General features: G+C 68.2%; 11 protein-coding genes. 3 read left to right on the top strand and 8 right to left on the bottom strand.

Translation table 11 applies throughout. The annotated features are described in order from the left end of the window. Positions 1-210: 210 nt before the first annotated feature. Genes FAF44_RS48295 through FAF44_RS48280 form a run of 4 tightly spaced genes read right to left on the bottom strand, consistent with a single transcriptional unit; the run spans position 211 to position 4446 of the window. Positions 211-1860 (bottom strand): ubiquinol-cytochrome c reductase cytochrome b subunit, encoded by a 1650-nt coding sequence (locus tag FAF44_RS48295; RefSeq protein WP_237110202.1) that lies wholly within the window; start codon positions 1858-1860, stop codon positions 211-213. Beyond that, positions 1857-2972 (bottom strand): ubiquinol-cytochrome c reductase iron-sulfur subunit, encoded by a 1116-nt coding sequence (locus FAF44_RS48290; protein WP_237110201.1) that lies wholly within the window; start codon positions 2970-2972, stop codon positions 1857-1859. Before FAF44_RS48290 ends, FAF44_RS48295 begins: the two co-directional genes overlap by 4 nt. Further along, the gene (locus FAF44_RS48285) at positions 2969-3778 is read right to left on the bottom strand and encodes a c-type cytochrome (protein WP_237110200.1); all 810 of its coding nucleotides are present in this window, start codon (positions 3776-3778) and stop codon (positions 2969-2971) included. The genes FAF44_RS48290 and FAF44_RS48285 overlap by 4 nt, the downstream gene beginning before the upstream one ends. 14 nt (positions 3779-3792) lie before the next feature. After that, complete coding sequence (locus FAF44_RS48280; RefSeq protein ID WP_272896050.1) at positions 3793-4446, bottom strand: heme-copper oxidase subunit III; 654 nt, start codon at positions 4444-4446, stop codon at positions 3793-3795. Positions 4447-4625: 179 nt separating this feature from the next. On the opposite strand from FAF44_RS48280, the gene FAF44_RS48275 reads away from it, so the two are divergent. Together FAF44_RS48275 and trpD are read left to right on the top strand one after the other, a co-directional pair. After that, positions 4626-5051 (top strand): hypothetical protein, encoded by a 426-nt coding sequence (locus FAF44_RS48275; protein WP_237110198.1) that lies wholly within the window; start codon positions 4626-4628, stop codon positions 5049-5051. Positions 5052-5057: 6 nt separating this feature from the next. Then, positions 5058-6107 (top strand): anthranilate phosphoribosyltransferase, encoded by a 1050-nt coding sequence (gene trpD, locus FAF44_RS48270; protein ID WP_237110197.1) that lies wholly within the window; start codon positions 5058-5060, stop codon positions 6105-6107. Positions 6108-6461: 354 nt separating this feature from the next. Here trpD and FAF44_RS48265 read toward each other — a convergent pair whose 3' ends face one another. The 4 genes from FAF44_RS48265 to FAF44_RS48250 form a co-directional block, all read right to left on the bottom strand. Further along, entirely contained in the window at positions 6462-7667 is a 1206-nt protein-coding gene (locus FAF44_RS48265; protein WP_237110196.1) for an Ig-like domain-containing protein, read from the bottom strand. Between the two features lie 142 nt (positions 7668-7809). After that, positions 7810-8223, bottom strand: coding sequence for a cytochrome c oxidase subunit 4 (locus FAF44_RS48260; protein ID WP_237110195.1), 414 nt, complete (start codon positions 8221-8223; stop codon positions 7810-7812). Beyond that, entirely contained in the window at positions 8223-9896 is a 1674-nt protein-coding gene (gene ctaD, locus FAF44_RS48255) for a cytochrome c oxidase subunit I (protein ID WP_237110194.1), read from the bottom strand. Before ctaD ends, FAF44_RS48260 begins: the two co-directional genes overlap by 1 nt. Further along, positions 9893-10657, bottom strand: coding sequence for a cytochrome c oxidase subunit II (locus FAF44_RS48250; protein WP_308193529.1), 765 nt, complete (start codon positions 10655-10657; stop codon positions 9893-9895). Before FAF44_RS48250 ends, ctaD begins: the two co-directional genes overlap by 4 nt. A gap of 219 nt (positions 10658-10876) precedes the next feature. On the opposite strand from FAF44_RS48250, the gene FAF44_RS48245 reads away from it, so the two are divergent. Next, on the top strand, positions 10877-11486 hold a 610-nt coding region (locus FAF44_RS48245; protein ID WP_237110193.1), incomplete at its 3' end, for a cysteine desulfurase family protein.

Raw genomic sequence — 11486 nt, 5'->3', positions numbered from 1 at the left:
CCACTGGGTCCCACCCCGCGCCTGCCTGCCCCGGTGCGCGCCCGCGCCGGGTCACACGCGTGTCCCCCGCCTCCCCTCGCCACTCTCGCCACTCCCGCCACGACGGTCCGCCCGCGCAACCGTCCCGTCGCCACCACCGCGCCGAGACGCCGACGGGCCCGGACGAGGGAGTCTCGTCCGGGCCCGCGCGGTTGTGGCGTCAGAGATGGATCAGTGGCTACTGCCGCGATCGTCGCCACCGGAGCCGATGGCGGCGTGCTCGTCGTCGTGGCCGTGCCCGTCGTCCAGCGGGATCTTCTCCCCGCCGTACGCCCTGGACATGCGAGCGCGCAGCTTGCCGATCGGCCCGCGCATGCCCTTCGGCGGGATGCCCGACTTGTCCTCGGCCACCGGCAGCATCGGCACCGCCTCCTTGCCGCGCATGTGAGCCTCGATGTCGTCCGCCGCAGGCGTGTGGACCTCGATGAACTCACCGTGCGGCAGCCGCTTGATCACGCCCGACTCGACGCCGTGCGAGACGATCGCCTGGTCGGAGCGCTGCAGGCCGAGGCAGATGCGGTAGGTGATCAGGTAGGCCAGCGCCGGTGCGAGGAAGACCAGCACCCGTCCGGCGTAGGTGGTGACGTTCAGGCTGATGTGGAAGTTGGCCGCGATCTCGTCGTTGGCGCCGAGCAGCCACAGCACACCGTAGAACGTGATCGCCGACATGCCGATCGAGGTGCGGTGCGGGTTGTTGCGCGGACGGTCGGCGACGTGGTGCTCGCGGTTGTCGCCCGTGACCCACCGTTCCAGGAACGGATAGAGCGCGAGACCGGTCATGATGATGCCTAGAGGCACCAGCGCCGGGATGATGACGCTCAACGGCAGCGTGCCCGCGTGGGACGTGCCGAAGAGGTTGATCTCCCAGGCCGGCATCAGGCGCAGCGAGCCTTCCAGGAAGCCCATGTACCAGTCGGGCTGTGAACCCGCCGAGATGTCCGCCGGCGTGTACGGCCCGAACAACCAGATCGGGTTGATCTGGGTGAACGTCGCCAGACCGCTGATCACGCCCAGCGTGAACAGGAAGTACGCGCCCGCCTTGGCCATGAAGGCCGGGTAGAACGGCGCGCCCACCACGTTCTTGTTGGTGCGGCCCTTGCCCGGCATCTGCGTGTGCTTCTGCACCCACATGAGCACCATGTGCGCCGTGACCAGCGCCAGGATGATGCCCGGCAGGAGCAGGATGTGCAGCGAGTAGAAGCGCGGGATGACGTCCTCGCCGGGATACTCGCCCCCGAACAGGAAGAACGTGATGTACGTGCCGACCAGCGGCAGCGAGATCGCCACACCCTCGGTGATCCGCAGACCGGCGCCGGACAGCAGGTCGTCGGGGAGCGAGTAACCGGTCAGGCCCTCGAACAGGGCCAGCGTCAGCAGCAGCACGCCGATGAGCCAGTTGATCTCGCGCGGCTTGCGGTAGGCGCCCGTGAAGAACACCCGCAGCATGTGGACCATCATGCCGGCCACGAAGAGCAGGGCCGCCCAGTGGTGCATCTGCCGCATGAGCAGACCACCCCGGACGTCGAAGCTGATCTCCAGCGACGACGCGTAGGCCTCCGACATCATGACGCCCTTGAGCGGCGCGTACGAGCCGTCGTAGGCGACCTCCATCATGCTGGGCTTGAACCAGAACGTCAGGAACGTACCGGTCAGCAGCAGGATGATGAAGGAGTACAGCGCGATCTCGCCCAGCAGGAACGACCAGTGGTCGGGGAAGATCTTGCGCAGGTTGCGCTTGAGGAAGTTGGCGCCGCCGAGACGCTCGTCGAGGAAGTTCGACGGCCCGGTGATGGCCTTCGGCGCGGCCTTCAGCTCACTCATGCCTGGCCTCCCTTCTCCCTGACCGCGGCCTCGGCGTCACCGCGTTCCCAGTAGCTGGGACCGACCGGCACGTCGAAGTCGCCCTGGGCGATGAGGAAGCCCTCGGCGTCGACGGTGATCGGCAACTGCGGCAGCGGCCGCGCGGCCGGGCCGAAGATGACCTTGGCTCCGTCGGCCGCGTCGAACGTCGACTGGTGGCACGGGCACAGGATGTGGTGGGTGTTCTGCTCGTACAGGGCGGCGGGGCAGCCCACGTGCGTGCAGATCTTGGAGTAGGCGACGATGCCGTCGTGCGTCCAGTTCTGCCGGACGCCGCTCTTGATCTCTTCCGGGCGGAACTTGATCAGGATCACCGTCGCCTTGGCGAGGGCGGTCAGGTCGTGCTGGTAGCCCTCGGGGACGACCGACAGGATGCCGCCGGGCGAGTTGAAGTCGGCGGCCCTGATGGGCTGGCCGGTGCCCTCGACGATGAGCTTGAGCGGCTTGCCCTCCTTGGTCTTCTCACCCCAGACGGTGTGGCGGAGCTGCTCGTTGAACTTCGCGCCCGGCATGGGGCTGTTGTCGAGGTCGCGCAGCAGCACCAGCGGCACCAGGCCAAGCGGCGCGGCGGCCAGCAGCAGGGTGCGGCGCAGCAGCTTGTGCCGGACGAAGCCGCTCTCGTTGGCGCCCCGGAGGAAGGTGTCGCCGACGACCTCGCGGTCGGCCTCGTCGGAGACCATCGCGTGGCGCTCCTGGACCAGCGTGTACTTCGGCATGATCTGGCGGACCCAGATCACGATGCCTACCGCCAGCCCCAGGATCGCGAGCGTGAGCGAGGTGCCGAGCGCCAGGTTGGAGGTGCCCGTCGCCTCGGGGCTGCCGACCTGGAAGTACACGTAGGAGATGATGAACGCGATGGAGGCCAGGAAGGTGATCGCGAAGCAGAGCGCCACGATCCTCTCGGCCTTGCGCGCCTTGACCGGGTCCTGCAGCGTCACGCCGGGGACGTCCTGGTCGGTCTCCGCCTTCACTTCCGCGGTGCCGAGCATCGAGGTGCCCGGCGCGGGGGTGCCGATGACGCGCTTGGGCACGCGCTCGTCCGGCTGTTCGATCTCGTGCTCGTTGTCTGTCATGACTTCTGTCGCTTCTTCGCGGTGATCCAGATGGCGGCGAGTGCGAGGGCGGCGATGCCGACCACGAACGCCACGATGCCTTCGGTGACCGGGCCGATGCGGCCGAGCCCGAACCCGCCCGGGTCCCTCTGCTCGCGTACCTGGGTGATGTAGGCGATCATGCTGCGCTTCTCTTCGGGCGTGATCGTGGTGTCGTTGAAGACCGGCATGGCCTGCGGGCCGGTGATCATCGCCTCGTAGATCTGCGTGGGGGTCGACTCATTGAGGTTGGGGGCGTACTTGCCCTGCGTCAGGGCGCCGCCCGCGCCCGCCCAGTTGTGACACTGGATGCAGTTGGCGCGGAACAGCTCACCGCCCTTGCCCGCGTCGCCGAGCTTCGGGTCGACCTGCTCCGCCCCGGGCACCTGCGGGCCGCCGCCGAGCGACTGCACGTAGGCCGAGATCTGGCGGATCTTGGTCTCGTCGACCCACTCGGGCAGCGGCTTGCGCGGGGCCTGAGGGCCGGGGGCGCCGGCCGGCATGCGGCCGGTGCTCATCTGGAAGTCGACGGCCGCCGCGCCGACGCCGATGAGGGTGGGGGCGGTGGAGGTGCCCTGAGCGTTGGTGCCGTGGCAGCTCATGCAGTGCTTCTCGAACAGGCTCCTGCCCTCGGCCGCGTCGTCGACCTTGCCTGCCGCCAGTGCCGCGTCGGCAGGCTTACCCACCTGGACAAAGGCGGTGTATGCCATCCCGACCAGCGCCAACGCCAAAATCAGGACGGCGTATCTCGCGAGGGGATGCCGCCGCCAAGCGGTGATCCTAGTCACTGAGATCCCGTTCCTTAACGAATGATGTAGATGGTCGCGAAAAGGCCGATCCAGACGACGTCTACGAAGTGCCAGTAGTAGGACACGACGATCGCGCTGGTGGCCTGCTCATGCGTGAAGCGCTTCGCGGCGTACGTGCGTCCCAGCATGAACAGGAACGCGATCAGCCCACCGGTCACGTGCAGGCCGTGGAAGCCCGTCGTCAGGTAGAACACCGAAGTGTAGGCGTTGGCGGACAGGGTCGCGCCCTCTGACGCCAGCTCGCCGTACTCGTACAGCTGCCCGGCGACGAAGACCGCGCCCATGAGGAAGCTGATGATGTACCAGAAGCGGAGCTTGCCGACCTGCCCCTTCTCCGCGGCCCACACACCGAGCTGGCACGTCACACTCGACAGAACCAGGATGATCGTGTTGACCGTCGCGAACGGGATGTTCAGGTGAGCTGCCTCAGCGGCCTCGGCTCCGGCGGGCAGGAACGCTGGTCCCCACTCGATGCCTTTGCCCTCGCTCACCGACCGGATGGTGAAGTACATCGCGAACAGCGCCGCGAAGAACATGAGCTCGGAGGACAGCCAGACGATCGTACCGACGCTGACCAGATTCGGTCTGCGGTACGACTGTGCTGTCGTCGTCGAAGTTATTGCGGATGCTGTCGCCACGGGCAGCATTATTGCGGCTCCGGTGGTCGGTCCGGCGCACGACCCCCCGTTTGCAGGTACAAACCGGGACCCAACCTGGGATAATTGGCATATAACACCCACCAGGCATGGTGCCCTGGGTATGCATCCCGGCACACCGGTACGATCCCAGGTGACCATACCGCTTCGACTGATAGCGAGCGCGACCGATGTCCACTGGGAGCACCGACGAGAAGATGAAGATCCTCGTCTACAGCGATGACGCCGCCACCAGGGCCGAGGTGAGCCAGGCCATCGGCAGGCGGCCGGCGGCCGACGTACCCCTCGTGGAGATCGTGGAGTGCGCCACCGAGCCCAAGGTCCACCAGTGGCTGGGCTCGGGCGAGATCGACGTGGCCGTCCTCGACGGCGAGACCCAGCCCGCCGGCGGCATGGGCGTCTCCCGCCAGGCCAAGGACGAGGTCTACGACTGCCCGCCCATCTGCCTGATCATCGCCAGGCGCGACGACCGCTGGCTGGCCGACTGGTCGAAGGCCGACGCGGTCGTGTCGCAGCCCCTTGAGCCCATGATCGTGGCCGACACCGTGGCCGAGCTGATGCGCCGCCGTTCCTCCACCCGTCTCAACGCCAAGTAGGTGCCCATGGACTCCCGGACGACCTGGCCCACCCTGCTCTCCGCTCTCCTGTCCGGAGAGCACCTGACCTCCGACGAGTCGGCCTGGGCGATGCGGGAGATCATGTCCGGCTCCGCCACGCCGTCCCAGATCGCCGGTTTCGTGGTCGCGCTGCGCGCCAAGGGCGAGACCGTGGCCGAGGTCGTCGGGCTCGCCCGCACCATGCTCGACCTCGCCACCCCGCTGAGCGTGGAGGGGCCGGTGGTCGACATCGTGGGCACCGGCGGCGACCGGGCGCACACCGTCAACGTCTCCACCATGGCCGCCGTCGTGGCCGCCGCGGCCGGGGCCAGGGTCGTCAAGCACGGCAACCGCGCCGCCTCGTCCTCCTGCGGGGCCGCCGACGTGCTGGAGCACCTGGGCATCCGGCTCGACCTCACGCCCGAGCAGACCGCCCGGGTGGCGCGCGAGGCGGGCATCGCGTTCTGCTTCGCCCCCGTCTACCACCCCGCGCTGCGCTTCGCCGGCCCGACGCGCAAGGAGATCGGCGTCCCCACGATCTTCAACTTCCTCGGCCCGCTCACCAACCCGGCCCGCCCCGCCGCCCAGGCCATCGGCGTCTACGACGCCCGCATGGTGCCGGTGCTGGCGGGCGTCTTCGCCGAGCGCGGCGTCTCCGCCCTGGTCTTCCGCGGCGACGACGGGCTCGACGAGCTCACCATCGCCGCCACCTCGACCGTCTGGGTCGTCAAGGACGGCACCGCGACGCAGACCACGTTCGACCCGTCGGTGCTCGGCATCGCGCGCGCCGACGTCGGCGCGTTGCGCGGCGGCGACGTCGCCTTCAACGCCCAGGCCGTGCACGACCTGCTGGGCGGCAAGACGGGCCCGGTGCGCGACGCGGTGCTGCTCAACGCGGCGGCGGCGCTGGTCGCGCTCGACGGCCCCGGCGACGACCTCGACTCGGCCATGGCCGGCGGATACGCGCGAGCCGTCCAGGCGGTCGACTCCGGCGCGGCGGCGGCCACCCTCGACCGCTGGATCCAGGTCAGCGGCGCCTTCGGCCCGGCCTCCTGAGGCCGGCCCGACCCCGACCCCGACCCCAGCCCTCAGCCCAGCCTTGACCGGGGCACCGGCACCGGCAGGACCTCAACCCGGACCCGCCATGAGCCCGGCTCTGGCCCGACCTCAGGTACAGCCCTGACCCGAGCCCCTGGCCAAGGCCCCGGCCCGGCCCTGGCACGACCTCGGCACCTGGCCCGGCCACACACGTGGCCGAGCCTCAGCGGCGACCGGGCCTCAGACGGGACCCGGGCCTCGGAAGTGATCCGGCCTCAGACGCGACCGGGCCTCAGAGGTGGCCCGGTCTCAGACGTGGCCTCGAGCCGGTTTCGCGGGCTCAGGCCCCTGAACCCACCCGCGCGGGCCGGTTCAGCGCAGCACCATCGTCGGGCCGGCCTTGAGCGAGCTCCACTTGAGCCACTGCTTCCAGTTCTCCTGCCAGTGCCCCCACCCGTTGGTGGGCTCCAGCTTCCGCGGCGACCCGGTGATGATGATCGGATCCCCGATCAGCGTGTTCTTGATGAACCAGGACGCGTTGTCCGGACTGATGTTCACGCACCCGTGGCTGACGTTCGAGTTCCCCTGCGACCCCACCGACCAGGGCGCGCTGTGCACGTACTCGCCGCTGTTGGAGATCCGCACGGTGTTGTAGACGGTGAGCTGGTAGTAGCCCGCCGAGCCCGGCCCGATCCCGGGCGAGGTCATCACCGTGACGGGCTCGCGCGACATCGCCAGGTGGATGCCGGAGGTCGTGTAGTACTTCCACTGCCCGCCCTGGCCGGCGCTCATCGGCATGGTACGGATCTTCTTGCCGTTGCGCCGGACGACCAGCACGTGCTCGTCGGTGCTGCCCTTGGTGATCTGCGAGCGGCCGATCTTGAAGTCGAGCCGCACGTTCCGCTTGCCGTACATGCTGGGCCCGCCGCGTACGCCGGCCAGATCGGCCTCCACCCGTACCTTGGTGTGCGCCGGCCAGTACTTCTCCGGCCGGAAGTCCACGTGCTGGTCGTCGAACCAGTGCCAGGCCCCCTCCACCGGCTTGGAGCTGTGCACGGCGAGGTTGCGCTCGACCGCCACCCGGTCCGCGATGGGCTGGTCGAAGGTGATCATGACGGGCATGCCGACCCCGACCGTCAGCCCCGTGTCGTCCTTGTTCGGGGTGATGTTCTTGATGTCGAACGTCTTGTTGCCCTTGACGGTGCTGAACGTGCTCTTGTTCTCGCTCGTCCGTCCGGAGCCGTCCACGGAGACCGTGGTGACCGTGTAGGAGGAGCCGGGACGCGCGGTGCCGATGCTGCGCCAGCGGCTGCCGTCGGCGCTCAGGACGCCTTTCAGCGGCCCGGACTTGCCACCGTCCACCCGTACGCTCTTCAGCGTGCCTCCCTGGACCGAGACGACGACGGCCTGGTCCGTGGGCACGTTCGCACTCTTGTCCGCCGGAGAGACCCCTACAGAGGCGCTACGGGCCCCGCCCGCCATGGCGACGCTCTTCGGGTCCTCCGCCGGTCCCGCCGAGCACGCTGTCAGCAGCGCCAGGGCCAGCAGGCCGGCCGTTCCATACGCTCCGCGCCCCACGAGTACTCCCTCGTCCATGATCGAGCCGCTTCTGCCTCCTTTATTACCCTGAGTGATCGAATCACCACATGCGTGCACTGGTAAAGAACACCAAAAAGCGGGCGTCCTCCCGAAGGAAGGCCGCCCGCTCCGGGAACGCCGCTCAGTGCGAGAAGTTCCCCCGGTAGTACTGGAACACGAACCCGATCATGGCCATGATGACCAGGAAGACCCCGATGAGGAACATCCAGAAGCCGATCACGAACCCGGCGAAGGCGAAGGCCGCCGCCAGGCACAGGAACAGCGGCCACCAGCTACTGGGGCTGAAGAAGCCGAGCTCGCCCGCGCCGTCGCTGATCTCGGCCTGCTTGTTGTCCTCCGGCTGCGCGCCGATGCGCCGCGCGGTGAACATCAGGTAGTAGCCCACCATGAACGCGAAGCCGACCGAGATGGCCATGGCCGTGGTGCCGACCGGCTCACCCCTGCCCATGGCGGCCTTCGTCCAGAACCAGTAGGCGATGTCCACACCGGCGAAGAAGACGCCGCACAGCAGGAACAGCCAACCCTGCACCTTCATCAGGACTCAACCTCCGGGTGGTCGGACTTGGCGGAAGCGTGCGGGTAACGCTTGTCGAAGGCGGGCCGCTCGGACCGGATGCGGGGCAGCGAGGTGAAGTTGTGCCGCGGCGGCGGGCAGCTCGTGGCCCACTCCAGCGAGTTGCCGTAGCCCCACGGGTCGTCCACGGTGACCTTGGGCGCGCTGCGCCAGGTCTTCCAGACGTTGTAGAAGAACGGCAGCGTGGAGGCGCCGAGGACGAACGCGCCCACCGACGAGAGCAGGTTGAGGTCGGTGAAGCCGTCGGCCGGGCTGTAGTCGGCGTAACGGCGCGGGAAACCGGCCATGCCCAGCCAGTGCTGGACCAGGAACGTGGCGTGGAAGCCGATGAACAGCAGCCAGAAGTGCAGCTTGCCGAGCTTGTCGTCGAGCATCTTGCCGGTGAACTTGGGCCACCAGAAGTAGAAGCCGGCGAACATCGCGAACACGACGGTGCCGAAGACCACGTAGTGGAAGTGCGCGACGACGAAGTAGGTGTCGCTGATGTGGAAGTCGAGCGGCGGCGAGGCCAGGATGACGCCCGTCAGGCCGCCCAGCAGGAAGGTGATGAGGAAGCCGACCGAGAACAGCATCGGCGACTCGAAGCTCAGGTGGCCGCGCCACATGGTGCCGATCCAGTTGAAGAACTTCACCCCGGTGGGCACCGCGATGAGGAACGTCATGAAGGAGAAGAACGGCAGCAGCACCTGCCCGGTCGGGAACATGTGGTGCGCCCAGACCGTGATGGACAGACCGGCGATCGAGATCGTCGCGGCCACGAGGCTGATGTAGCCGAAGACCGGCTTGCGGCTGAAGACCGGGATGACCTCGGTCACGATGCCGAAGAACGGCAGCGCGATGATGTACACCTCGGGATGGCCGAAGAACCAGAACAGGTGCTGCCAGAGCAGCGCGCCTCCGTTCTCGGAGGCGAAGATGTGGGTGCCGAGCTTGCGGTCGGACTCCAGCGCCAGCAGCGCGGCGGCCAGCACCGGGAAGGCCATCAGCACGAGCATGCTGGTCAGCAGGACGTTCCAGGTGAACATCGGCATGCGGAACATGGTCATGCCGGGGGCGCGCATGCAGATGATCGTGGTGATGAAGTTGACCGCGCCGAGGATCGTGCCGAGGCCGGACAGGGCCAGGCCCATGATCCACAGGTCGCCGCCCATGCCGGGCGAGTTGATCGCGTTGGACAGCGGCGTGTAGGCGAACCAGCCGAACGAGGCCGCGCCGCCCGGCGTGAAGAAGCCGGAGACGGCGATGAGGCTGCCGAACAGGTAGAGCCAGTAGCTGACCATGTTCAGCCGCGGGAACGCCACGTCGGGGGCGCCGATCTGCAGCGGCATCAGCTCGTTGGCGAAGCCGGCGAACAGCGGCGTCGCGAACATCAGCAGCATGATCGTGCCATGCATGGTGAAGAGCTGGTTGAACTGCTCGTTGCTGGTGAACTGCAGCCCCGGCTGCGCCAGCTCGGCCCGCATGACAAGGGCCATCACGCCGCCGATGAGGAAGAAGGCGAACGACGTGATCAAGTACATGTGCCCGATGATCTTGTGATCAGTCGAGGACAGCCACTTGGCGATGATCTGACCCTTGGGGCTCTTCGTGGGCCGGACCGGCGCGGTCGTCAGGGGTTCGTGGATGGCGGTCACTGGGCACTCCCAGCCTGGGTCGTGAGGTACTGGTTCCACTCGGCGTCAGTGACGAGCTTCACCGAGAAGAGCATTCGGCTGTGATCGACGCCGCACAGCTCGGCGCACCGGCCGGCGAAGACGCCGGTCTTGTTGAGCGTCGTGACCTCGAACTTGCGGCCGGGGTCGCCCTCGGGGATGCCCGGGATGACGTCCCGCTTGAACAGGAACTCCGGGATCCAGAACGAGTGGATGACGTCGTCGGTCTCCAGATCGAACTCGATCTTCTTGTTCTGCGGCAGCACGAGCTGGGGGCCTTGGTGGTAGTCGCTCACCGGCACGCCGACGACCGGCTTCAGCGTCTTGCCATCGGAGGTGGTGGTGGTGAAGCGCCAGCTCCACTGGAACGCCTCGACCTTGACCTTGACCTGGGCGTCGCCGTCAACCCGGGTGAGGGCCTCGCCGTCGCGGGCGGTGAAGAAGAAGAACACCGACACCATCACCAGCGGGATCAAGGTGTAGAGCATCTCGATCGGCAGGTTGTAACGCACCTGCGGAGGCAGCTCGGCCTTGGCCTTGCGCTTGTGGTGGAAGATGGTGGCCCAGATGATCAGGCCGATGACGACGGCGCCCGTGGCGAGCGCGGCGATCCAGGCCCCGTTCCACAGATTCTGGACGATCGCGCCCTGCTCCGTGATGTGGTCGGGAAGAAGGCCGCGAGACCAGTCGGCCTCGGGGACGTCATTAGCACACGCCGTAGCAGTGGCCAGCAGCAACGCCAAAGCGGCGGCTCGCGGCACCCTGCGCCGGGCCAACGAACGCCGCGTCGTACGGCGAGTCGGACTCACGGATCGCCTACCCCACAGATGAAGCCCAAGAGGCTCTCCCTTGGGCGCTCGTATTGCTCTTTCTGCATCAAGCGCAGACTGACAAGCAGACACATTAGCGTGCAGGGGCCCCGCCCTACCGCGCGACCCCTCGGTGGGGCCGGAAGTGGGACGATGAGTCTTGTGGCTTACTTCGACGCGGCTTCGAGCGAACCGCTCCACCCTCAGGCGCGCGAGGCGCTGCTGGCGGCGATCGACGTCGGCTGGGCGGACCCTGCGAGACTCTACGGCCAGGCCCGCCGCGCGCACCTGCTGTTGGAGCAGGCTCGCACGGAGGTGGCCGAGGCGCTCGGCGCACGCCCCGACGAGGTGTCGTTCACCTCTTCGGGCACGCAGGCCGTGCATCTCGGTGTCCTCGGCACCCTACACGGAAGGCGGAGGGCCGGGCGCCACCTCGTGACTGGCGCGGTCGAGCACTCGAGCGTGCTGCACGCGGCCGAACTGCACGAACGCGACGGCGGCAGCGTCGAGACCGTGGGCGTCGCGTTGAGCGGCCGGGTCGATCCTGGCCGGTTCGCCGAGGCGGTCGCCCGGCCGGGCACGGCGCTGGCCTGCCTGCAGACGGCCAACCACGAGGTCGGCACGCTGCAGCCGGTGGCCGAGGCCGCCGCGGCCTGCCGCGAGCACGGGGTGCCGCTGCTGGTGGACGCGGCGCAGACGGCCGGCCGGATGCCGGTCCCGTCCGGCTGGTCGGTGCTGACGGCCAGCGCCCACAAATGGGGCG

Source organism: Nonomuraea sp. MG754425 (assembly GCF_021699195.1).
GTDB lineage: Bacteria > Actinomycetota > Actinomycetes > Streptosporangiales > Streptosporangiaceae > Nonomuraea.
This window is presented reverse-complemented; position numbering and strand designations above follow the sequence as displayed.

Bases quoted from the DNA above. Each gene is read 5' to 3' on its own strand.
- FAF44_RS48280 (WP_272896050.1), bottom strand. From the start codon at position 4,446: ATGCTGCCCGTGGCGACAGCATCCGCAATAACTTCGACGACGACAGCA.
- FAF44_RS48275 (WP_237110198.1), top strand. From the start codon at position 4,626: ATGTCCACTGGGAGCACCGACGAGAAGATGAAGATCCTCGTCTACAGC.
- FAF44_RS48290 (WP_237110201.1), bottom strand. From the start codon at position 2,972: ATGACAGACAACGAGCACGAGATCGAACAGCCGGACGAGCGCGTGCCC.
- FAF44_RS48295 (WP_237110202.1), bottom strand. From the start codon at position 1,860: ATGAGTGAGCTGAAGGCCGCGCCGAAGGCCATCACCGGGCCGTCGAAC.
- FAF44_RS48260 (WP_237110195.1), bottom strand. From the start codon at position 8,223: ATGAAGGTGCAGGGTTGGCTGTTCCTGCTGTGCGGCGTCTTCTTCGCC.
- trpD (WP_237110197.1), top strand. From the start codon at position 5,058: ATGGACTCCCGGACGACCTGGCCCACCCTGCTCTCCGCTCTCCTGTCC.